16 protein-coding genes are annotated in these 23,662 nt (G+C 66.3%); 12 read left to right on the forward strand and 4 right to left on the reverse strand.

From position 1 onward, the window contains the following. Positions 1-181: 181 nt before the first annotated feature. The 12 genes from dapC (at position 182) to HNP48_RS06605 (ending at position 15,985) form a co-directional block, all read left to right on the forward strand. Positions 182-1,387 carry a succinyldiaminopimelate transaminase gene (gene dapC / locus HNP48_RS06550; RefSeq protein ID WP_184856073.1) on the forward strand — a complete coding sequence of 402 codons (1,206 nt, stop codon included), beginning with the start codon at positions 182-184 and terminating at the stop codon, positions 1,385-1,387. 5 nt (positions 1,388-1,392) lie between these two features. Next, positions 1,393-2,226 (forward strand): 2,3,4,5-tetrahydropyridine-2,6-dicarboxylate N-succinyltransferase, encoded by an 834-nt coding sequence (gene dapD / locus HNP48_RS06555; RefSeq protein WP_184856074.1) that lies wholly within the window; start codon positions 1,393-1,395, stop codon positions 2,224-2,226. Between the two features lie 73 nt (positions 2,227-2,299). After that, on the forward strand, positions 2,300-3,463 hold the full coding sequence (locus HNP48_RS06560; protein ID WP_184856075.1) for a PilT/PilU family type 4a pilus ATPase: 1,164 nt from the start codon (positions 2,300-2,302) through the stop codon (positions 3,461-3,463). A 64-nt stretch (positions 3,464-3,527) separates the two neighbouring features. Then, entirely contained in the window at positions 3,528-4,706 is a 1,179-nt protein-coding gene (gene dapE, locus HNP48_RS06565; protein ID WP_184856076.1) for a succinyl-diaminopimelate desuccinylase, read from the forward strand. Continuing rightward, entirely contained in the window at positions 4,703-5,605 is a 903-nt protein-coding gene (prmB, locus tag HNP48_RS06570) for a 50S ribosomal protein L3 N(5)-glutamine methyltransferase (protein ID WP_184856077.1), read from the forward strand. The genes dapE and prmB overlap by 4 nt, the downstream gene beginning before the upstream one ends. After that, positions 5,602-6,651 (forward strand): glycosyltransferase family 2 protein, encoded by a 1,050-nt coding sequence (locus HNP48_RS06575; protein ID WP_221480104.1) that lies wholly within the window; start codon positions 5,602-5,604, stop codon positions 6,649-6,651. Before prmB ends, HNP48_RS06575 begins: the two co-directional genes overlap by 4 nt. Positions 6,652-6,722: 71 nt before the next feature. Further along, a complete protein-coding gene (locus HNP48_RS06580; RefSeq protein WP_184856078.1) occupies positions 6,723-8,138 on the forward strand; it encodes a DUF2142 domain-containing protein in 1,416 nt (471 codons plus the stop codon). A gap of 45 nt (positions 8,139-8,183) precedes the next feature. Further along, a complete protein-coding gene (locus HNP48_RS06585; protein WP_184856080.1) occupies positions 8,184-8,531 on the forward strand; it encodes a 4-amino-4-deoxy-L-arabinose-phospho-UDP flippase in 348 nt (115 codons plus the stop codon). Continuing rightward, the gene (locus HNP48_RS06590; protein ID WP_184856082.1) at positions 8,528-11,089 is read left to right on the forward strand and encodes a hypothetical protein; all 2,562 of its coding nucleotides are present in this window, start codon (positions 8,528-8,530) and stop codon (positions 11,087-11,089) included. Before HNP48_RS06585 ends, HNP48_RS06590 begins: the two co-directional genes overlap by 4 nt. Before the next feature lie 190 nt (positions 11,090-11,279). Continuing rightward, the gene (locus tag HNP48_RS06595; RefSeq protein WP_184856083.1) at positions 11,280-13,322 is read left to right on the forward strand and encodes an ABC-F family ATP-binding cassette domain-containing protein; all 2,043 of its coding nucleotides are present in this window, start codon (positions 11,280-11,282) and stop codon (positions 13,320-13,322) included. A gap of 649 nt (positions 13,323-13,971) precedes the next feature. Beyond that, complete coding sequence (locus HNP48_RS06600) at positions 13,972-14,640, forward strand: hypothetical protein (protein ID WP_184856085.1); 669 nt, start codon at positions 13,972-13,974, stop codon at positions 14,638-14,640. A gap of 190 nt (positions 14,641-14,830) precedes the next feature. Continuing rightward, on the forward strand, positions 14,831-15,985 hold the full coding sequence (locus HNP48_RS06605) for an ABC transporter substrate-binding protein (RefSeq protein ID WP_184856086.1): 1,155 nt from the start codon (positions 14,831-14,833) through the stop codon (positions 15,983-15,985). An 88-nt stretch (positions 15,986-16,073) separates the two neighbouring features. Here the strand turns inward: HNP48_RS06605 and phbB are convergent, their stop codons facing one another. The 4 genes from phbB to dnaE all read right to left on the reverse strand — a co-directional run bounded on the left by phbB (position 16,074) and on the right by dnaE (position 23,659). Continuing rightward, positions 16,074-16,811 carry an acetoacetyl-CoA reductase gene (gene phbB, locus HNP48_RS06610; RefSeq protein ID WP_184856088.1) on the reverse strand — a complete coding sequence of 246 codons (738 nt, stop codon included), beginning with the start codon at positions 16,809-16,811 and terminating at the stop codon, positions 16,074-16,076. Between the two features lie 248 nt (positions 16,812-17,059). Then, positions 17,060-19,408, reverse strand: a complete 2,349-nt coding sequence (gene clpA, locus HNP48_RS06615) for an ATP-dependent Clp protease ATP-binding subunit ClpA (protein WP_184856090.1) — start codon at positions 19,406-19,408, stop codon at positions 17,060-17,062. A 57-nt stretch (positions 19,409-19,465) separates the two neighbouring features. Continuing rightward, positions 19,466-19,834: an ATP-dependent Clp protease adapter ClpS gene (clpS, locus tag HNP48_RS06620; RefSeq protein WP_035203675.1), complete on the reverse strand. Its 369-nt coding sequence runs from the start codon at positions 19,832-19,834 to the stop codon at positions 19,466-19,468. Positions 19,835-20,104: 270 nt separating this feature from the next. Further along, the gene (gene dnaE, locus HNP48_RS06625) at positions 20,105-23,659 is read right to left on the reverse strand and encodes a DNA polymerase III subunit alpha (RefSeq protein WP_184856091.1); all 3,555 of its coding nucleotides are present in this window, start codon (positions 23,657-23,659) and stop codon (positions 20,105-20,107) included. Positions 23,660-23,662: the final 3 nt, after the last annotated feature.

A 23,662-nucleotide genomic window follows, 5' to 3' on the forward strand; every position in this document is an offset into this window, starting at 1 on the left:
CCCGGACCAGGGACGCGCTCCGGGACTGTCGCAACCATACTAGGCACCTGCCTTACGCCGGATTGACAAGCGGTACCACCCAAGGGTTTGCGATAGGGCTTGTGCCGGGGAGCACACCACGAGCGTGCCTGGCCGGCCACCTGCGGTCCGGCAGGCACGGCATCACCCATAATGATGGCCCATGAACCCCCTGCTCTCCCGCCTGCAGCCCTACCCTTTCGAGCGGCTGCGCAAGCTTTTTGCCGGTGTCACGCCCCCGGCCCAGTATTCCCCCATCAGCCTGGGCATGGGGGAGCCACGCCACCCGACACCGCAGTTCATCAAGGACGCACTCAGTAACAACCTCAGCGGCCTGGCGAGCTACCCCGCCACGGCGGGCGAGCCGCGCCTGCGCGAGGCCTTCACCACCTGGCTGCACAAGCGCTATGCGCTGGCGCTGGACCCCGCCACGCAGGTGCTGCCCATCAATGGTTCGCGCGAGGCGCTGTTTGCCTTTGCCCAGACGGTCGTCGACCCCTCCAGGCCCGATCCGGTGGTGGTCTGCCCCAACCCCTTCTACCAGATCTACGAAGGCGCGGCCCTGCTGTCGGGCGCCACACCCTACTACGCCCCGAGCGATCCGGCGCGCAACTTCGCGGTGGACTGGGACAGCGTGCCGGTCGAGGTCTGGAAGCGCACCCAGCTGCTCTTCGTGTGCTCGCCGGGCAACCCTACGGGCGCAGTCATGCCGCTCAACGAGTGGCAAAAACTCTTCGCCTTGAGCGACCGCCATGGCTTCATCATTGCCTCGGACGAGTGCTACAGCGAGATCTACTTCCGCGACGAGCCGCCACTGAGCGGCCTGCAGGCCGCCATCCAGGCCGGGCGCAAGGACTTCCAGAACCTGATCTCCTTCACCAGCCTGTCCAAGCGCAGCAATGTGCCCGGGCTGCGCAGCGGCTTCGTGGCCGGCGATGCGGCGCTGATCAAGGCCTTCCTGCTGTACCGCACCTACCATGGCAGCGCCATGAGCCCGGTCGTGCAGGCCGCGAGCATCGCCGCCTGGGGCGACGAGCAGCACGTGACCGAGAACCGCGCGCTCTACCGCAAGAAGTTCGCCCAGGTCACGCCGCTGCTGGCCGGCGTGATGGACGTGGCGCTGCCCGACGCGGGCTTCTACCTGTGGGCCAAGGTGCCCGATGCGCTTGGAATGACCGATGCCGAGTTCGCCCGCGAGCTTCTGGCTCAATACAATGTCACCGTGCTGCCGGGCAGCTACCTGGCCCGCGAGGCCGGGGGCTTGAACCCCGGCGCCCAGCGCGTGCGCATGGCCCTGGTGGCCGAGGCCGAAGAATGCGTGGAGGCCGCAATGCGCATCGTCCAATTCATCCAATCCCGTACTGTCTGACATCCATGACCCAACAACTCCAGAACATCATCGACGCCGCGTGGGAAAACCGCGCCAACATCTCGCCCGCTGCCGCTCCCAAGGAGGTGGCCGATGCCGTCGAGCACGTGATCGCCGAACTCAACAATGGCACGCTGCGCGTGGCCACCCGCCAGGGCGTGGGCCAGTGGACCGTGCACCAGTGGATCAAGAAGGCCGTGCTGCTGTCCTTCCGCCTGAAGGACAACGAGGTCGTGAAGGCCGGCGACCTGGGCTTTTATGACAAGGTGCAGACCAAGTTCGCCCACCTGAACGAAGAGCAGATGAAGGCCACCGGCGTGCGCGTCGTGCCTCCGGCCGTGGCCCGCCGTGGCAGCTTCATCGCCAAGGGCGCGATCCTGATGCCCTCGTACGTGAACATCGGCGCCTACGTGGGCGAAGGCACCATGGTCGACACCTGGGCCACCGTGGGTTCGTGCGCCCAGATCGGCGCCAACGTGCACCTGTCGGGTGGCGTGGGCATCGGCGGCGTGCTGGAGCCGCTGCAGGCCGGCCCGACCATCATCGAGGACAACTGCTTCATCGGCGCGCGCTCCGAAGTGGTCGAGGGCGTGGTGATCGAAGAGCACTCCGTGCTGGGCATGGGGGTGTACATCGGCCAGAGCACGCCGATCTTCAACCGCGCCACGGGCGAGATCAGCTACGGCCGCGTGCCAACGGGCTCGGTGGTGGTCAGCGGCAACCTGCCCAAGACGGCGGCCAATGGCGCGCCCTACAGCATGTATGCTGCCATCATCGTCAAGCAGGTGGATGCGCAGACGCGCTCCAAGACCAGCATCAACGACCTGCTGCGCGACTGACCCAGTCCCGCGGCCACCGAGAAGCACGCACGCGGCCGGCGCCGGCCCACCAACGAACAAGAGGGGAAACACCATGAGCACGATGGAGCGGATTCTTCGCCTGATGAGCGACAAGAAGGCATCGGACGTCTACCTGTCGGCCAATGCCCCGGCGCTGATCAAGATCAACGGCGAGTGCGTGCCGATCAACAACCAGATCCTGCCGCCGGATGCGCCACGCAACCTGCTGTCCGAGATCGTGCCGCCCGACCGCATCGAGGAGCTGGAGGAAACCGGCGAACTCAACATGGGTGTGCCGCTCTCGGGCGTGGGGCGCTTTCGCATCAGCGCCATGCGCCAGCGCGGCAGCTATGCGGTGGTGATCCGCTTCATCTCGCAGGCGATTCCGGAAATCGACTCGCTGGGCCTGCCCGGCGTGATGAAGGAATTGATCATGGAAAAGCGCGGCCTCATCCTGATGGTGGGCGCCACGGGTTCGGGCAAGAGCACCTCGCTGGCCTCGATGATCGACAGCCGCAACGAGGTGCTCACCGGCCACATCCTCACCATTGAGGATCCGGTGGAATACCAGTTCCGCAACAAGAAATCCATCGTCAACCAGCGCGAGATCGGCAGCGACACCCAGTCGCTGCAGACGGCACTCAAGAACGCGCTACGCCAGGCGCCCGATGTGATCCTGATCGGCGAAATCCGTGACCGCGAGACCATGTCCGCGGCCATCGCCTATGCGCAATCGGGCCATTTGTGCCTGGCCACGCTGCACGGCAACAACAGCTACCACGCGCTCAACCGTATCCTGTCCTTCTACCCCGTGGAAGTGCGTCCGACCATGCTGGGCGACCTCGCCTCGGCGCTCAAGGCCGTGATCTCGCAGCGCCTGGTGCGCACCATGGACGGGGGGCGCCTGCCGGCCGTGGAGGTCATGCTCAACACCAAGCTGGTGTCCGACCTCATTGAAAAGGGCGACTTCGGCGGCGTGAAGGAGGCCATGGAAAAGTCCATGGCCGAGGGCTCGCAGACCTTCGAGGAAGATCTGGCGCGCATGATCATCGACAAGCGCATCGACAAGAAGGAAGGCCTGGCCTTTGCCGATTCGCCCACCAACCTGATGTGGCGGCTGCAGAACGACTTCGCGCTGGCCGCCAATGCCGCCAAGGCGCAGAAGGAATCGCGCGATGCACCCGACGATACGCCCTCCTTCACCGAGATCGTGCTCGACGTGAAGCCCACGGCCTGAACCTGGAGCGCGCGCCGCTCCCCCTGTGCTTTTTGTCTTTGTCCCTGTCCTTTATTTTCCTGCGATGTCCCGTACCCTGCACCTGGCCGAACAGCTGATCTCCCTGCCCTCCATCACCCCCGAGGATGCGGGTTGCCTGGAGCTGCTGGCGGCGCGGCTCGCGCCGCTGGGCTTCGTGTGCGAGCGCATCGACAGCGGCCCCGACAGTTTCCGCGTGAGCAATCTCTGGGCGCGCCGGCCGGGCGCGGGCGCTGCGCCCAAGACCCTGGTGTTTGCCGGCCACACTGACGTGGTGCCCACCGGCCCGCTGGAGCAGTGGACCAGCGACCCCTTCGTGCCCACGCACCGCGATGGCAAGCTCTTTGGCCGCGGCGCCAGCGACATGAAGACCTCGATCGCTGCCTTCGTGGTGGCGGTGGAGGATTTCCTCGCCGCCACGCCCGACCCCGCGGTCAACCTGGCCCTGCTGCTCACCAGCGACGAGGAAGGCCCTTCGGTGGACGGCACCAAGGTCGTGGTCGAGCAGCTCAAGGCGCGCGGCGAGCGCCTGGACTACTGCATCGTGGGGGAGCCGACCTCGGTCGAGCGTACCGGTGACATGATCAAGAACGGCCGGCGCGGCACGCTCTCGGGCAAATTGTCCGTGCGTGGCATCCAGGGCCATATCGCCTACCCGCAGCTGGCGCGCAACCCCATCCACCAGGCCCTTCCGGCGCTGGCCGAACTGGCCGCGACAGTGTGGGACCAGGGCAACGACTTCTTTCCTCCCACCAGCTGGCAGGTCAGCAATGTGCACGGCGGCACGGGTGCGACCAACATCATTCCCGGCGAAGTGGTGTGGGACTTCAACTTCCGCTTCTCCACCGAATCCACGGCCGAGGGCCTCAAGCAGCGCGTGCACGCCGTCCTCGACGCCCATGGCCTGGACTATGAACTGCGCTGGACCCTGGGAGGCCAGCCCTTCCTCACGACGCCGGGCGAACTGGTCACGGCCGTGCAGCAGGCCATCATGGCCGAGACCGGTATCACCACCGAGCTGTCCACCACGGGCGGCACCAGCGATGGCCGCTTCATCGCCCAGGTCTGCCCCCAGGTGATCGAGCTGGGGCCGCCCAACGCGAGCATCCACAAGATCGACGAGCACATCGTGGTGGCCGACATCGAGCCGCTCACTCACATCTACCGCCGCACCCTCGAGAACCTGCACGCCCAGGCCCTGGCGGCCGCGGCGGTGGCCGCATGAGCGCGGTGCTGAGCGGGGGCACCGTGGGTGCCGTGGTGCAATCTGCCGCCGCGCTGCTGGCGGCGTCGGGCGTCTCGTTCGGCCATGGCACGGCCAACGCGCACGACGAGGCCGCCTGGCTGGTGCTCTGGCGCCTGGGCCTGCCCCTGGACAGCGACCTGTCGGGCGAGCCCGGCTCCATCGACGGCCAGACCGTTTCGACCGAGCAACTGGCCCAGGTGCAGGCCCTGCTGCAGGAGCGCATAGCCACCCGCAAGCCGGCCGCCTACCTCACGCGCGAAGCCTGGCTGCAAGGTGTGCCGTTCTACGTGGACGAGCGCGCCATCGTGCCGCGCAGCTTCATTGCCGAGCTGCTGGCCGATGGCAGCGTGGACGAGTTCCTGAGCGAACAGACACACCGGGTGCTGGACCTGTGCACCGGCAACGGCAGCCTGGCCGTGCTCGCCGCCATGGCCTGGCCCGAGATCACCGTGACGGGCGCCGACATCTCGCCCGAAGCGCTGGAGGTGGCGCGCATCAATGTGGACCGCCATGGCTTGCAGGACCGCATCACGCTGCAGCTGTCGGACGGCCTCGCGGCCCTGCCCGGCCCCTGGGACCTGATCCTGTGCAACCCGCCCTACGTCAACAGCACCAGCATGGCGCAACTGCCAGCCGAGTACCGGGCCGAGCCCGAGCTGGCCCTGGCCGGTGGTACCGATGGCATGGATTTCATCCGCCAACTGTTCAAGGATGCGCCTGCGCGCATGGGCGAGAACGCCGTGCTGCTGCTGGAGATCGGCAACGAGCGCGCGCACTTCGAGGCCGCCTTCCCGCACCTGCCGGTCTACTGGGTCGATACCAGCGCCGGTGAAGACCAGGTACTGCTCGTCACGCGGGAGGCATTGGTCCAGGCATGAACGGTATTTCCCCCCTCGCAACAGGCACCGGCACCGAACTCCTTTCGTCCCCCGCACCGACGGCACCTGCCCGTGTTGCCGTGGTCATTCCCTGCTACAAGGTCACGGGCCATGTGCTGGGCGTCATCGAGCGCATCGGTCCCGAGGTCCATGGCATCTTTGCCGTGGACGACAAGTGCCCGGTCAACTCCGGCGCCTTCATCCAGCAGAACTGCACCGACCCCCGGGTCGAGGTGGTCTTCAACCCCGAGAACCTGGGGGTGGGCGGCGCCGTGATGCATGGCTACCGCCGCGCCATCGAGGCGGGCTACGACATCATCGTCAAGGTCGATGGTGACGGCCAGATGGACCCGCGCCTCCTGCCCGGCTTCATTGCCCCCATCCTGAGCGGTGAGGCCGACTACACCAAGGGCAACCGCTTCTTCGACCTCGAAGAGATCCACCAGATGCCGCCCATGCGCATCTTCGGCAATGCGGCGCTGTCCTTCCTGACCAAGATCTCGTCGGGCTATTGGCAGGTGTTCGACCCGACCAATGGCTACACGGCCATCCACGCGCGCGTGGCCAGCTACCTGCCGTTCGACAAGATCAGCCGGCGCTACTTCTTCGAGACGGACATGCTGTTCCGCCTGAACACGCTGCGCGCCGTGGTGGTGGACGTGCCCATGAACGCGCACTACGCCGACGAGGAAAGCAACCTCAAGATCAGCAAGATCCTGCCCGAGTTCACGGTCAAGCACCTGCGCAACTTCGCCAAACGGATCTTCTACAACTACTACCTGCGCGACATGTCGCTCGCATCGATCGAGTTGCCGCTGGGCCTGGCCATGGTGCTGTTCGGCACGGTCTTCGGTGTGCTGCACTGGATCAACTCCAGCGTGCACCAGGCCTATTCGTCGGCCGGCACGGTCATGCTGGCCGCCCTGCCCATCATTGCCGGCCTGCAGCTCTTGCTGGCCTTCATCGGGCATGACATCGCCTCTGTGCCGCTCAAGCCGTTGCACAAGGTGCTGCACGGCAAGATCGACCTCGACAAGCGCTCCTGAGCCCCGGGGTGCCCAGCCCCGCTGCGTCCGGCGGGCCAGGCATCCGGGATGCGGCACGCTCATACCCATCCATGCCGATCCACACCGAATCCCGTATCCATCGCCCCCCGCTGGCGGCACAGGCCGCCTGGTTCGCATTGGCACTCCTGGTTGCCTGGGGGCTGATGCGCCTGGTGCCGGCCCTGCAGTCGCCCGACGAGAACTCGCACCTGCTGCGTGCCGACATGATCGCCCATGGCCAGTGGACACTGCGCAAGGACGAGCCGGACGAGGTCGGCAACCAGGGCGGCTACGTGGACCGCAACTTCCAGGCCTTCGTGCAGAGCATGCGCAAGATTGCCGGCCACGAGCGCGACCCCAAGGCCTCGGCCCGGGAGCTGATGGAGCAGGCCGCCCAACAGCGCTGGGCGCACCAGGACATGTTCGTGAACGCGGCAGGCACCGGCTACTACGCGCCCTTCATCTACCTGCCCCATGCCCTGGGCCTGCGCATGGCGCGGGCACTCGACCTGTCGATGCGCGCCAGCTACGAGCTGACCCGGCTCGCGGTGGCGGCCACCGCGCTGGTGCTGATGGCCTGGGCCTGGCGGCTCTTCACGCCCAACCTGCTGGTACGGGCGCTGCTGCTCATGCCCATGGCCATGTTCCAGGTCATCTCGCCCACCATCGACGGACTGAGCATCGCCTCCGCTGTGCTGCTCGCGGCCCTGTTCTCGGCGCGCTGTGGGGCCCCCCGGGGTGAGCCGAATCGGCTGCAGGAGTGCGCGCTGTACGCCTGCACCTTCCTGCTGGTCACCTCGCGCACCAACCTTGCCCCCTTGCTGCTGTTGCCCTTGTGGCTGCTGGTGCGCAGGTTCTCGGCCAGCCACCTGCTGGCCTGGGTCGCACTGTGCGTGGCCTGCGCGGGCTGGACGCTCTACGGGCTCGCCAGCACGGCCGACAGCCGCCTGGTGCGCAACCATGGGACCCTGGAAATCCTGGCGATCTACCTGCAGGATCCGCTCGGGTTCGCCCGCCTGGTCCGCGATACGCTCATGGACAGCCAAACCGGGTATTTCTACGCCTACTCCTTCGTCGGCATGATGGGCTGGCTCGATGCTGCCGTCACCAAAGAAGAGATGAAGACCATCTGGTGCTGTCTGGCACTGGCGCTGGCCGTGACCCTCGGGTCCACGCGCTACCTCTGGCGGGATGCCGCCGCCCGCGCACTGTTGCTCTTCGTGGGGCTGGCCAGCTCGGCCCTGGTCTTCCTGGCGCTGGCCATCAGCTGGAACGACCATCCCGTCGCCATCATCAGCGGCGTGCAGGGCCGCTACTTCATCGTGCCCGCGCTGCTGGCCGCCACCGCGCTGGGGCCCATGGGCCGGGCGGCCTCGCCCGCCGGCCGGGTCGTGGCCCACGGGCTCACGGCGGTGTTTGCGCTGGGCTCGCTCTATATCATGGCCACCACCCTTTCCGAGCGCTATGGGCTACTGCGCCTCCTTTAACATCGCCCGGGCCCAGCCCCTCCCCTCCAACCGGAATCACGATCCATGTACGTCTATCTCCTGACCATTCTTTGCGTGGTGGGCATTGCCATCGGCCAGATCCTGTTCAAGGTCAGCGCCAACTCCATGAACAAGACCGGCAGTTTCTTTGCCATCGAAACCCTGGCCGTGTTCTTTGCCACCATGGTGCTCTATGGCATCACCTCGATCGGCTGGGTGCTGATCCTGCGCAAGGCCGAACTGGGCAAGGTCTACCCCTTCATGGCCCTGGCCTTCATCCTGGTTCCGCTGGCCAGCCGCTTCTTCTTCGGTGAGCGCTTCGCACCCGGCTACTTCGTGGGCACGGCACTCATCATGTCCGGCATCGTGGTGACGGTGGCCGCCTCCCGATGAGCAAGGCGCTGCGCGGTCTTTCACGGGCTGGCTGGGCGGCACTGGCCTGGGTCTGGCTGTGCGCCCTGCTGCTTTGCCTGCCAGCGAGCGCCCGGGCCCAGCAACTGCTGGCACCCGGCGTGTACGGCTTTGTCGATACCGTGGAGTACGACAGCACCAGGAGCATGGTGCGCATCACCGGCTGGTGCTACGACTCGCAGAACCAGCAGTTGCCCAAGGACTTCCTCGTGCGCATCGGCGACAGCGAGAAGCGCGTGGCCGTCCCGACGCGGTCCAAGCGTGACACAGTGGCGGTCCATTTCAAAGAGGGCCACACCATTCCCCTGGGGTTCGCCCTGGAGCTGCGCTACCCGCGCTACCTGGAAGGCGGTCCACAACCTGTCACCGTGATCGCACGCTTCGACGATGGCGCGCGCTTCAACGTCAACCCGTCCTCGCCGGCGGCAGGCCAGCTCACCGGTCCCGAGACGCCGGGCCGGCACTGGCTGATCGCGGCCGTGGTGGCCGTGGCCATCGTGGTGCTGCTGCTGCCGGGCGCCACGCGCCTGCAGCGGCGCATGGGCGCCTGGATCGGCAGCCACCGGCCTGCGGTGGCGGGCAGCATTGGCGTGCTGTTCCTCGTGCTGGTCGGCGCGGGCGCCACCGGATCGTCCTTGGAGCTGTTGCTGGGCCGCAGCGACCAGGGTGCGCCCCATACATTCCTGTCGGCCGACAGCGCCGTCACCCATCTGGCGGGCCAGCCGCGCGGGGTGCGCTCCGACGAGTGGATGGTGGTGGCCGCCAGTGCCCTGGCCCAGGCCAACCACCAGCCGCCGTTCCCGGTCGTCAACCGCAACCTGGGCCTGGACGGCGAGAACATGATGGTGATCGGCATGACGGGCGTGCCCGTGCTGCACATCTCAGCCCTCGCGCGCCCCGCCACCTGGGGCTTTTTCGCGCTGCCGCTGGACAAGGCGCTCGCCTGGTACTGGTTCTTCCCGCTTTTTGCCTGCCTGCTGGCGCTGTGGTGGTTTCTGGAGGTGCTGGCACCAGGGCGCTCGGGGCGCAACCTGGCCCTGTCCCTGCTGTTCTGCCTGGCACCGTATGCGGCCAGCTGGTCCCACTGGCCGCTGTACGCGGTGTTCTTCCCCTCGGGGGCCATGGCGGCCACCCTGCTCATGCTGCAGCAGCGCCCGGGCATCCGCATGGGTTGGCTGGCCCTGGCGCTGGGCTGGTTCCTTGCCGGGTTTGCGCTGGTGCTGTACCCGCCCTGGCAGATCACGGTGGCCACGCTGTATGCCATGGTCCTCGTGGCCTGGCTGATCGGCAACCGCCGCCAGGTCCGTTGGAGCTGGCAGACCCCACTGGCCTTTGCCCTGGCCACGGCGCTGCTGGCGGCCCTGCTGTACTTCTGGTGGCACGATGCGCGCGACGCCATTGCCGCCATGCGGGGCACGGTCTACCCCGGCCAGCGCGCTGCGCTCCAGGGGGGCGACCTGTCGATCCTGGTGCTGCTGCGCGGCTTCGGCAACGCCGACACCCTGTCCAACCTGCAGGGCGGCGTGTTCAACGAAAGCGAGTTCGGCTCCTATTTCCTGCTGCTGTTGCCCATCTGGTTCCTGTGCCTGCGGCAGATCCGCGCCCAGGGAGCCCAGCCCTGGGTGCTGGCGGCCTGTGCGGCCTTTTCGGTGTTCGGTGTGGTGTTCGTGGTCTGGGGCGTACCGCTGGTGCTGTCCAAGGCCATGTTCTGGCACTACGTATCGTCTTCGCGCATCGACCTGTCGCTGGCGCTGGCCAGCCTGCTGGTCGTGGCATTGCTCGGCCCGGCGCGCGCGGCAGCACCTGCCGCGGTCCTGCCGGCGGCGCCGCGCACCGCGACCGTGGTACTGGGGTTGTTCAGCGCCGCACTGGCGGCCCTCGTGCTGGCGGGCATTCCGGAGGATTTCCACCCCGGCATGACGGCCCTGTTCCTCTGGAGCATGGCCGCGGTTGCGGGCCTTTCGGCCTACTGGCTGGTGCACGGCCAGGTTGGGCACTCGATTGCGCTGACCATCGTGGTCTACGCCCTGGCGGTATTCGACTTCAACCCCATGGGCCTGGCCCCGGCGCGCGTGGCCCTGGCCGAGCCCGTGCGTGGCTTTGTGGCCGGCCCTGCCGGAGCAGACGGGATAGCGAAGATGCGCCGCGTGCTGGTGGTACTGCCCAGCACCTCGCATGCCATGACCCTGGCCGCGGCCGGCGTGCCGGTGGTGGACGGGGTCTTCTACTACCCCCAGCCCAGCGTGTGGCGCAGCATGCAACTGCCCGCGAGCGAGCAGGACACGGTGAACCGCTACCAGCACCTGACCTTTGTGCAGGAGATCATGGCGGCCCCCGCCACCTACCGGGTGGTGAACCCCACGCCCGATTCGGTGCGCGTGCTGCTGGACCCGCGGCGCTTCGACTTCGCCACCACTGGTGCGCAGGTGGTCACGGCGAATGCGGGCGTCTTCGAGTTCCGTGAGAACCCGCACCTTCGCCTTCTGGGCGAGCACGAGGGCTGGGCCTGGTACGAGGTCGCAGCCGCTGCAGCGAGGTAGCTTCCGTCGCAGCGGTTTTCCCGCGGTCGCCCATATCGGCGACAATCCCAGGTTGCCCGCTTTGCGGGCCCTGGAAGGACCGGGCCCGGCAGCCCGATCGCCTTCCCCAAGGATCTCCTCCGATCCTCCACCCGATTTGTACCTGGGACCTGCTGCATGCTGTGGCAGCGGCCCCGTGATTGAACACTGCATGATCAACCTGAAGAACATCGTCCTGCGGCGCGGCACCAAGGTGCTGCTGGACAGCGTTTCCGTGACCCTGAACCCGGGCGAGAAGGTCGGCCTGGTCGGCCGCAACGGCGCGGGCAAATCCACCCTGTTCGCGCTGCTCAATGGCAGCCTGCACGAGGACGGGGGCGATTTTTCCATTCCGCGCCAGTGGCGCATGGCGCAGGTCGCGCAGAACATGCCCGAGACCGAGGAGACGGCCACCGACTTCGTGCTGGCCGGCGACACCCGCCTGGCCGAATTGCGCGCGGAACTGGTGCGGCTGGAGCAGAGCGACACCGCACACGACGATGCCGAGCACGGCATGGCCATTGCCCAGGTCTACACCGATCTGGCCGACGCCGGCGACCACGATGCGGTGCCGCGCGCCCAGGCACTGATCCTGGGCCTGGGCTTCCAGACGCACGAGCTCGAGCGCCCGGTGAACAGCTTCTCGGGCGGCTGGCGCATGCGCCTGCAACTGGCGCGCGCACTGATGTGCCCGTCGGACCTCTTGCTGCTCGACGAACCCACCAACCACCTGGACCTGGACGCCCTGGTCTGGCTCGAAGCCTGGCTCAAGAAGTACGCCGGCACCATGATCGTGATCTCCCATGACCGCGAATTCCTGGATGCCGTCACCAACGTCACGCTGCAGATCGACAGCGCGCGGTTGACCCGCTACGGCGGAAACTACAGCAAGTTCGAGGAGCTGCGCGCCCAGCAGATGGAATTGCAGCAGGCGGCGTTTGCCAAGCAGCAGGACAAGATCGCCCACCTGCAGAAGTTCATCGACCGCTTCAAGGCCAAGGCCAGCAAGGCCAAGCAGGCGCAAAGCCGGGTCAAGGCCCTGGAGCGCATGGAAAAGGTCGCGCCCCTTCTGGCCGAGGCCGAGTTCACCTTCGAGTTCAAGGAGCCGGTCAACCTGCCCAACCCGATGCTGGCGATCAGCGATGCGGCCTTTGGCTACACCACCGACGACGAGGTCAAGACCATCCTCACCGGCGTGAGCAAATCGGTGCTGGCGGGCCAGCGTATCGGCATCCTGGGCGCCAACGGCCAGGGCAAGTCGACCCTGGTCAAGACCATCGCGCGCGAGATGGCGCCCCTGGCGGGTACCGTGACCGAAGGCAAGGGCCTGTCCATCGGCTACTTCGCCCAGCAGGAGCTGGACGTGCTGCGCCCTGGCGAGAACCCGCTGGAGCACATGATCCGGCTGGCGCGCGAGATGGGCGCCAACGCCCGCGAATCCACGCGCGAGCAGGACCTGCGCAGTTTCCTGGGCAGTTTCAATTTCAGCGGCGACATGGTCAAGCAGGCCGTGGGCACCATGAGCGGCGGCGAAAAGGCCCGCCTGGTGCTGGCCATGATGGTCTGGCAGCGCCCCAACCTGCTGCTGCTGGACGAGCCGACCAACCACCTGGACCTGGCCACGCGCGAGGCGCTGTCCATGGCGCTCAACGAGTTCGAGGGCACGGTGATGCTGGTCAGCCATGACCGGGCCCTGCTGCGCGCCGTCTGCGACGAGTTCTGGCTGGTGGGCCGCGGCGTGGTCGGCCCGTTCGATGGCGATCTGGACGACTACCAGCGCTACCTGCTCGACGAGGCCAAGCGCCTGCGCGAGTTCTCGCGCCAGGCCGAGGCGGCCGCTGCGAAGGCGGCGACAGCCCCTGCGCCGGCGCCCGCCCCCGCGCCGGTGGCGCCTGCAGCCAGCGCGCCCAAGGCGGCAGCGCCAGCCGCCGGTGGGCGTGACCAGCGCAAGCTCGACGCCCAGAGCCGCCAGCAACTGGCGGAAAAGACCCGCCCGCTGAAAAAGGAGCTCGAACAGATCGACAAGCGGCTGGCCGCGCTGTCGACCGAGCGCGCGGAACTGGAGCGCCGGCTCACCGAAGCCCTGCCCCCGGCCGAGATCGCCGAGTGCGGGCGCCGGCTGAAAACCGGCAACGACGAGACAGCGCAACTTGAAGAGCGCTGGCTGGAAATTTCGTCGGCGCTCGAAGAAATTTCGGCTGCCGCGGGCAGCTGAGTTGTAAAACCCTGTAATTCATTGCCCCTGTTTCCAGGACTTACATATTGGCCAGCTTGCGTTGGTTGCTATATTTATTGAAGCAATTCGGGGCTGGAAATTTTTTGATTTTGGGTTGCATTTTTTTGCGAAACGCTGTCAACCGGACGGGAAGCGGGTGCGTTGTTGGTACATCACAGGAGTTTTCCAACATGAACACCACCGCAATCTTGTCCGCCTGGCCCGAAGACGAACGCGACCGCAAGCGCGCTCCGGCCCGCTTCTGAGGGTGTGGCAGCCCCGGGCTTCCACCCGGGCCGCCCCCTCTTCCTACTGTTCCCATTGCTCCTCCAGCAGGAAAGCCCCGCCGCAGTGGGGCTTTTTTGCGTCCGGCGCAGATTGCCGCCACCCGCGTCGAGGCCGCCTCTTCCCCCCTTTCTTGAGCCCACTGCTCTGCGCATCGCTTTGCCGCAGACCGGCTGAACGCCCCCGGTACGCCCCTTCCCAGCCCAGTGGACACATTGTCAAGCGCCCAGCAGCGCCAGTGGACAAGGCGGAGAACGCCCTCCAGGCCTGGTCACCGAACAATCCATGCATTGCACCTCCCGGTGCGCCCCTGGCGAGCCCTCCCCGGCACCCGGGACTTCAACCATGGAAAGGAAGACCACCAATGCGGATGCACCACCACAGGACGGCCCACCCGGCGCGTGTCCGGCTCGCCCTGCGCCTTGCCTGCACCGGCCTGCTGCTGGCAGCCCTGGGGGCCCTGGGGGCCCTTGCGCCAACCACCGCGAGCGCCCAGGCGCGCTACACCTGCCGGGACGACAGTGGCAACACCTACACCTCGTTCCGGGCTTGTCCGCAAGGCATGAAGACCACATCGGTATCGGCCGGTCCCACGGCAAGCGAGTACCGCCAGGAACGATCGCCCAGTCGCACGCTGTCCACAGCGCCCGCCGCCGACCACCAGCAGTACATGAGCGAGCGCTGCCGCAGCCTGAAAGACACCCTGCGGACGGCCTACTCCCGCAACATCAAGGCGGACACGCAGGAGGGCATGCGCCGCGAATTCGAGCGCGACTGCCGCGAAGAGGAGAGCGAAGCCTCGTCCCGCTACTACAGGGAGCAACGCGAGGCGCGCCAGCAGCGGCGCGACGAAGACCGCCAGGCCCAGCAGGCACAACAGGCATCCCAGGCCGACGAGGCCCGCCACAGCCAGCAATGCGCCGAGTCGCGCCGCATCCTGACGCTCAAGAAGGCACGCACCGACCTCAGCGAGGGCGAGCGCAGCGATCTCAAACGCTTCGAGGATGCTTACATGGCGCGCTGCGCGCGCTGAGCCGCAGGCGCCGGCCATCCCCCGGATGCCGCCACTTGTCCCTCGCGCCGAAACGTTTTTTGACGCCGCTCACGATTGGTCGATAAAATCAGGGTTTTCCCTATGGTTGCGCTATCCATGCAGCCAGGGTCCCTGGCCACCACGGTATCCCGTGGCAGCGCCCTCCTTTTCGACCATCGCCAATTTCCTCATGCAACGCCGTCAGTTCACCCAGTCCCTTCTTGCCACCGCCACCGGCCTCTCGCTCGCCCCTTGTGCATGGGCCGGCCCCCAGGACCCCATCGACGCCAAGGTGGTCACCATCGGTTGCTCGCTGGGCATGACCGGCCCCCTGGCCAGCCTGGGCAAGGAACTCAAGCAAGGCCTGGACGCCGGTATCGCCCAGGCGAATGCGCGCAGCGGCGGCACGCATGGCCGCGAACTGCGCCTGCTGGCGCTGGACGACGGCTACGAACCCGCGCGTTCGGAAGAGAACGTGCGCAAGCTGATCGCCGACGGCAATGTCGCGGCCCTGCTGTCGTGCATGGGCACGCCCAACAACCAGCGCATCATGCCGCTGGTCGATGAAGCGCAGATCCCCTACGTGGCCCCGCAGAGCGGCGCATCCTCGCTGCGCAAGCCCGAGTACCGCTCGGTCTTCCACGTGCGTGCAGGCTACTCCGACGAAGCCCAGCGTCTGGCCAAGAAGCTGGTGGCCATGGGCATCACCGACCTGGCCGTGGTCTACCAGGATACGGTCTTCGGCCGTGAATTCCTGGCCGATGTGAACAACGCCCTGAAGGCCGTCAACCAGCCCGCGCCCAAGGCCTTCAAGCTCGACGCCAAGGGCGAGCAGGTGGCCCAGGTGGTGCAGCAGGCCATCGGTGCCAAGCCCATGACCGTGCTGCTGGGCACGGCCGGCGACGTCAGCGCCGCGCTGGTCAACGAGTTCCGCAAGGTCTCGGCCAGCACGCCGCTGGCCGCCACCAGCGTGGCGTTCAGCGGTGAGAACCTGCGCCAGCTGGGTGCCAAGGCCGGCGGCCTGGCCGTGTCGATGGTGATGCCCGATGCCACGCGCACCAGCGTAGCCCTGGTGCGCGAATACCAGCGCGCCATGCGCGCTGCGGGCCAGCAGGAGTTTTCGGCCCGCAGCTTCGAGGGCTACGTCAACGCCCGCGTGCTGATCGACGGCCTGGACCGCGCCGGCAAGGACCTCAGCCGCGCCAAGCTGCGCAGCGCGCTGGCCGGCATGCGCAACAACGACATGGGTGGCTTCCTGGTGGACTTCGCAGGCGGTACGCCCTTTGTGGGATCGAAATTCATCGACCTGGGCATCATGGGCTCCAACGGCAAGTTCGTTGGTTGACCCTCGAGCCAGCCGCTCGCACCCATGAAAAAACCCGCCGAGGCGGGTTTTTTCGTTCCGGGCGACAACAGGGTCGCTGGCGGAGGGATCAGCCCATGTGCAAGCCGCCGTTGACCGAGAAGTCGGCACCGGTGGCGTAGCCGCCCTCTTCCGAGGCCAGCCAGGCAATGATGGAGGCGATTTCGCTGGGTTCGCCCAGGCGCTTGACGGGCACGGTGGCGACGATCTTTTCGAGCACGTCGGGGCGGATGGCCTTGACCATGTCGGTGCCGATGTAGCCCGGGCTCACGGTGTTCACCGTGACGCCCTTGGTGGCCAGTTCCTGGGCCAGGGCCATCGAGAAGCCGTGCATGCCGGCCTTGGCGGCCGAGTAGTTGGTCTGGCCGGCCTGGCCTTTTTCACCGTTCACGCTGCTGATGTTGACGATGCGGCCCCAGCCCTTTTCCACCATGTCGGCCACCACCTGCTTGGTGACGTTGAACATGCTGTTGAGGTTGGTCTCGATCACGGCGTCCCAGTCCTCACGCGACATCTTGAGGAACATGCGGTCACGCGTGATGCCGGCGTTGTTCACCAGCACGTCGATGCTGCCGTGCTCGGCCTTGGACTTGCTGAAGGCCTCGACGGTGGAGTCCCAGTCGCCCACATTGCCCACGGACGCGTAGAACGTATAGCCCAGGGCCTTTTGCTCGGCCAGCCACTTGGCGTGATCGCGCGTCGGGCCGCAGCCCGCAATGACCTTGAAACCCTCTTTGTGCAGGCGCTGGCAGATAGCCGTTCCGATGCCCCCCATGCCCCCGGTGACGTACGCGACTTTCTGGCTCATGTAATTACTCCTTCTTCATTGATGTGATGCGCTCCATGCCACTCTACCCAAGAAACATGGCGCAATCCTGAAGGAAAACACTGAGCGGGCTTTCTTTTTGATGCAACAAAGCGTGTGATAGCCTGACGTGTTGCCAGCGCAACGGTGCACCGCAAGGCAGCGCGTTCCGGTGGGGGACAGCCAGGCGCATGCGCCATGAAAAAAGCCCACAGCGGGTGCTGTGGGCTTTGGTCTGGCCAGTGGCTCGCTCAGTCGGCGGTGGCTTCTTCGGGCTCCGCAGGCTCCGACTTGGCGGTGCGGTCCTTCTTCGGCAGGGGCTGGATATCGAGCAGCACTTCCGGCTGTTCCACACCCTTCTCGTCGGCCTTCATCTCGATGTCCACTGTCAGGCGGCCACCTTCGGTGAGGCGCCCGAACAGCAGTTCGTCGGCCAGCGCACGGCGGATGGTGTCCTGGATCAGGCGCTGCATCGGGCGTGCACCCATCAGCGGATCAAAGCCCTTCTTGGCCAGGTGCTTGCGCAGCGTGTCGGTGAAGGTGACTTCCACCTTCTTCTCGGCCAGTTGCGTTTCCAGCTGCAAGAGGAACTTGTCCACCACGCGCAGGATGATCTGCTCGTCCAGTGCCTTGAAGTTGACGATGGCATCCAGCCGGTTGCGGAACTCGGGCGTGAACAGGCGCTTGATGTCGCCCATCTCGTCGCCCGCCTGGCGCGGGTTGGTGAAGCCGATCGTCGCCTTGTTCATGGTCTCGGCGCCGGCATTGGTCGTCATGATGATCAGGACGTTGCGGAAGTCGGCCTTGCGGCCGTTGTTGTCCGTCAGCGTGCCATGGTCCATGACCTGCAGCAGCACGTTGAAGATGTCCGGGTGGGCCTTCTCGATCTCGTCGAGCAGCAGCACCGCGTGCGGCTTCTTCGTGATGGCTTCGGTCAGCAGGCCACCCTGGTCGAACCCGACATAGCCCGGAGGCGCGCCGATCAGGCGGCTCACGGCATGGCGTTCCATGTACTCCGACATGTCGAAGCGCAGGAGCTCGATGCCCATGATGTAGGCCAGCTGCTTGGCGGCTTCGGTCTTGCCCACGCCCGTGGGGCCGCTGAACAGGAACGAGCCGATCGGCTTGTCGCCCTTGCCCAGGCCCGAACGTGCCATCTTGACCGAGCTGGCGAGCACTTCCAGGGCCTTGTCCTGGCCGAACACCACGCTCTTCAAGTCACGCTCCAGCGTCTGCAGCTTGCTGCGGTCGTCGTTGGACACGTTGGCCGGCGGAATGCGCGCGATCTTGGCCACGATCTCTTCGATCTCGGCCTTGCCGATGGTCTTCTTGCGCTTGCTGGGCACCATGATGCGCTGGGCGGCACCGGCTTCGTCGATGACGTCGATCGCCTTGTCGGGCAGATGGCGGTCATTGATGTACTTGGCGCTGAGCTCGGCCGCGGCCTGCAGTGCGGCCGTGGCGTACTTCACGCTGTGGTGCTCCTCGAAGCGCGACTTCAGGCCCTTCAGGATGTCGATGGTCTCGGCCACGGTGGGCTCGACCACATCCACCTTCTGGAAGCGGCGCGACAGCGCAGCGTCTTTTTCGAAGATGCCACGGTACTCCGTGAAGGTGGTCGCGCCGATGCACTTGAGCTGGCCGCTGGAGAGCGCCGGCTTCAAGAGGTTGGACGCATCGAGCGTGCCGCCCGAGGCAGCGCCCGCACCGATCAGGGTGTGGATCTCGTCGATGAAAAGGATGGCGTTGGGCTTGTCCTTGAGCGACTTGAGCACGCCCTTCAGGCGCTGCTCGAAATCACCGCGGTACTTGGTGCCGGCCAGCAGCGCGCCCATGTCGAGCGAGTACACCACGGCCTCGGCCAGGATCTCGGGCACGTCGTTCTGCGTGATGCGCCAGGCCAGGCCCTCGGCGATCGCAGTCTTGCCCACGCCGGCTTCGCCCACCAGCAGCGGGTTGTTCTTGCGGCGGCGGCACAGGATCTGGATGGTGCGCTCCACCTCGTAGTTGCGCCCGATCAGCGGATCGATCTTGCCATCCTTGGCAGCCTGGTTGAGGTTCTGCGTGAACTGCTCGAGCGGCGAGGCCTTCTCGTTGCGCTCGGCAGACCCGCCCTCCTCGCCTTCGGCCTGGTTCTCGGCCTTGGCGGGTTCCGGCGGCTCGCCCTTCTTGATGCCGTGGGCGATGAAGTTGACCACGTCCAGGCGCGTCACACCCTGCTGGTGCAGGTAGTACACGGCATGCGAGTCCTTCTCGCCGAAGATGGCCACGAGCACGTTGGCACCGGTGACTTCCTTCTTGCCGTTGCCGGTGGACTGCACGTGCATGATGGCGCGCTGGATCACGCGCTGGAAACCCAGCGTGGGCTGCGTGTCCACCTCGTCGGTGCCGGCGACCTGGGGGGTGTTGTCCTTGATGAAATTCGACAGCGACGACCGCAGGTCATCGATGTTGGCCGAGCAGGCGCGCAGCACCTCCGCTGCGCTGGGGTTATCGAGCAGTGCAAGCAGCAGATGCTCCACGGTGATGAATTCGTGGCGCTGCTGGCGGGCCTCAACAAAGGCCATGTGCAAGCTGACTTCCAGTTCCTGGGCAATCATGTGAACTCCTTTGTGCTTGCGTGGAAGGGATAACTGTAGATCGGGATCAAAGACCTGTTATTCAACAGGCTCACTGACACATTGCAGCGGGTGCCCGGCCTTGAGGGCCGCGTCGAGCACCTGTTCGACCTTGGTGGCGGCCACGTCGCGCGAATACACGCCGCACACGCCTTTACCGTCGAGGTGGATCTTGAGCATGATCTGGGTCGCCTGCTCCCGGTCCTTGCTGAAGAACTCCTGCAGCACCACGATGACGAACTCCATGGGCGTGTAGTCGTCATTGAGCATGACCACCTGGTACATCTGGGGGGGCTGGGTCTTTTGCGTGCGTCTTTCCAGCACGACCGAACCGCCGTCATCCCGCGCAGGCCTGGTGACAGGCGGCGCGGCTTTGGGAGAAGGTGGTTTTGTTGCCATGAATTTCATTCTAGCGACCCGCGCGTACCGCTGCCGCAGGAGAAATCTGATGTTGGTCCGTTTTTTTTCAAGGCTGCTCTCAGCAATATTCCTGCCAGGCCATAACCAGACCTGCGAAACGGTCGGCGCAGGCATATGCAGCGATGGGGCGGTGTGCCATCCCGGAGCTGCATTGCCCATCCTCCGCAACCTTTGAAACTGGCGCGGCCCAGGCCAGCGCCCCCGCGCAAGGGCCGCCCCGCCGCGCTGGGGACGGCGCGTAGCGACTCAGGGGGTGCCTCATTCATAAACGACGGTGGCGGAGCCGGCGCCGACCTGGGCGCTCCAGGCGGCCAGCGCGGCATCGCTGGGGTAGAAGCGGCTGCTGTCAGACAGCTGGATCTCGGCAACGGCCGTGGCACTGCTGGCGGCCCCCTGGGCCGTGCCGGTGCAGCGCAGCCCCATGCGCACGCGCAGGCCGTGCAGCAGATCGCCCTCGGGCGCCTCTTCCCGGCGCGGTGGGAACTCGCGCAGCAGTTTCTGCACTTCGGGTGCCTTGTCGTTGACCACCACATGCAGGTACTTGCCAAAGCGCGCACGCGCGCCGGCCAAGTCCCAGACCTGCTGCACCTTCACGCGCAGGCCGCCGCTGAAGTGGTCGAGCTGCAGGCGGCCCATCATCACCACGAACTCGTCGTCCTTGAGCTGGTTCTTGTAGGTGTTGATCAGCGCCTCGTCGGCCGAGGCCTCGATCACGGCCGACTTGTCGTCGATCTTGAACAGCGCGAGCTTGCCGCGCTGGCCGTTGATCACCCGCAGGTCGCTGATGATGCCGGCCAGGATCTGCGGCTCGCGGCTGTCGATGAGCTCGTCGATCTGCGTGCGCACGAAGCGGCGCACCTCCACGGCCACCTCGTCGAACAGGTGGCCCGAGAGGTAGAAGCCCACCGCCGTCTTCTCCAGCGTGAGGCGCTCCTTGATGCCCCAGGGCGTCACATCCACCAGGTCGGGCTCCTGCGTGCTCGATCCATGGGCATCGTCGCCCATCATGTCGAACAGGCCGCCCTGGTTGACGTTGGCCAGCGAGGCTGCGGCGAAGTCGAAGGCCCGGTCGATGGAGGCCAGCAGCGAGGCGCGGTTGAGGTTGAGCGAGTCGAAGGCGCCGGCCTTGATGAGGGCCTCCACCGTGCGCTTGTTCATGCGCGCGCGGTCCACACGCAGGCAGAAGTCGAACAGGCTCTTGAACGGGCCCTTGGTGGAGCCGTTGGGGCCTTCGCCGCGGCCTTCGCGCGCGGCCACGATGGCCTCGATGGCCGCCTGCCCCCCGCCCTTGACGGCGCCCAGGCCATAGCGGATGACCTTGTCCGTCACCGGCTCGAAGCGGTACATGCCGCGGTTCACGTCGGGCAGCTCGAAGGTCATGCCGAAGTTCTTGCGCGCGTCCTCGAACAGCACCTTGAGCTTGTCGGTGTCGTCCATTTCCACCGTCATGTTGGCGCAGAAGAACTCGGCCGTGTAGTGCACCTTGAGCCAGCCCGTGTGGTAGGCCAGCAGCGAGTAGGCGGCAGCGTGCGACTTGTTGAAGCCGTAACCCGCGAACTTCTCCATCAGGTCGAACACCTCGTCGGCCTTCTCCTCGCTGATGTCCTGCTTGGCGGCACCGGCGCGGAAGATCAGGCGGTGCTCGGCCATCTCCTCGGCCTTCTTCTTGCCCATGGCCCGGCGCAGCATGTCGGCGCCGCCCAGGCTGTAGCCGCCCAGCACCTGGGCGGTCTGCATCACCTGTTCCTGGTACACCATGATGCCGTAGGTCTCGGCCAGCACCTTCTCGACCAGCGGGTGCGGGTACTCCACCACTTCCTTGCCATGCTTGCGGTTCACAAAGCTGGGGATCAGGTCCATGGGGCCCGGGCGGTACAGCGCGTTCAGGGCGATCAGGTCTTCCAGCCGGCTGGGGCGCGCCTCGCGCAGCATGCCCTGCATGCCGCGGCTTTCAAACTGGAACACGGCTTCGGTCTTGCCGTCGGAGAACAGCTTGTAGGTGGGCCCGTCGTCGAGCGGGATGGCCTCGAAGGTGAAGTTCTCCTGGCCCTTGTGGCGCTTCATGATGAACTCGCGCGCGATCTCCAGGATGGTCAGCGTGGCCAGGCCCAGAAAGTCGAACTTCACCAGGCCGATGGCCTCCACGTCGTCCTTGTCGTACTGGCTCACGGCCGATTCGCTGCCGGGCTGCTGGTACAGCGGGCAGAAGTCGGTGAGTTTGCCCGGCGCGATCAGCACGCCCCCGGCGTGCATGCCGATGTTGCGTGTCATGCCCTCGAGCTGCTGCGCCATTTCGATGACGGTCTTGACGTCCTCTTCCTTGCGCACACGCTCATAGAGCATGGGCTCGAGTTCCAGCGCGTAGTTGTTCTTGTCGCCGTCCTTCTTGACTTCGGGCGGGTACTGCAGCGTGTACGACATGCCGGGCTTGCCGGGCACGAGCTTGGAGATGCCGTCGCAGAAGGTGTAGCTCATGTCCATCACGCGGCCCACGTCGCGGATGGCGGCCTTGGCCGCCAGCGTCCCGAAGGTGGCGATCTGGCTCACGGCGTTCTTGCCGTACTTGTCCTTCACGTAGTCGATCACGCGGTCGCGGTTGGACTGGCAGAAGTCGATGTCGAAGTCGGGCATGGACACCCGCTCCGGGTTCAGGAAGCGCTCGAACAGCAGGTTGTATTCGAGTGGATCGAGGTCGGTGATCTTGAGCGCATAGGCCACCAGCGAGCCGGCGCCCGACCCCCGGCCCGGCCCCACGGGGCAGCCGTTTTCCTTGGCCCACTGGATGAAGTCGCCCACGATGAGGAAGTAGCCCGGAAAGCCCATCTTGAGGATGGTGCCGATCTCGAACTCCAGCCGGTCCACATAGCGCTGGCGCTGGGCATCGCGGTCGGCTTCCTTGGGGAACAGCAGCTTGAGACGCTCTTCCAGCCCCTCGAACGAGGCAAAGCGGAAATACTCGTCGATCGGCATGCCGTTGGGCGTAGGGAAGTCCGGCAGTTGCGGCTTGCCCAGCACCAGCGTGAGGTTGCAGCGCTGGGCGATCTCCACGGTGTTGGCAATCGCCGAGGGAATGTCGGCAAACAGCGCCTGCATCTGGGCGGAGGACTTGAAGTACTGCTCGCGCGTGAAGCGGCGCACACGGCGCGGGTTGGCCAGGATCTCGCCCTCGGCGATGCACACGCGCGCCTCGTGCGCCTCGTAGCCCTCGTCCTCCAGGAACTGCACCGGGTGGGTGGCCACCACGGGCAGGTGCAGGCGCGCGGCCAACTGGGCCGCGGCCACCACATGGGCCTCGTCGTCGGGGCGGCCGGCGCGCTGCAGCTCGATGTAGAAGCGGTGCGGGAAGATCCCCGCCAGGCGCAGTGCCAGGCTGGCGGCGCCGGCATCATCGCCCTTGACCAGGGCCTGGCCCACGGGGCCGGCCTGGGCGCCCGAGAGCACGATCAGCCCTTCGGACAGCTCCTGCAGCCATTCCCAGGTGCAGACGGCGAGGTTCTTGACGATGTTGCGCGTCCAGGCACGGGCCAGCAGTTCCGAGACGTTCAGGTAGCCCTGGCGGTTCTGGACCAGCACGATCATGCGCGAGGGCGGGGCCGTGCCCTCGCCCTCCAGGTAGATCTCGGCGCCCAGCAGGGGCTTGACGCCCTTGCCGCGGCCTTCCTTGTAGAACTTGATGGCGCCAAAGAGGTTGTTGAGGTCGGTGATGGCCAGGGCGGGCTGGCCGTCGCCGGCAGCGGCCTTGACCACTTCATCGATGCGGGTGGTCCCGTCGACGACGGAAAATTCGGTGTGCAGGCGCAGGTGGACAAACATGGG

Origin of the sequence: Acidovorax soli (genome assembly GCF_014207955.1) — a bacterium.
GTDB lineage: Bacteria > Pseudomonadota > Gammaproteobacteria > Burkholderiales > Burkholderiaceae_C > Acidovorax > Acidovorax soli_A.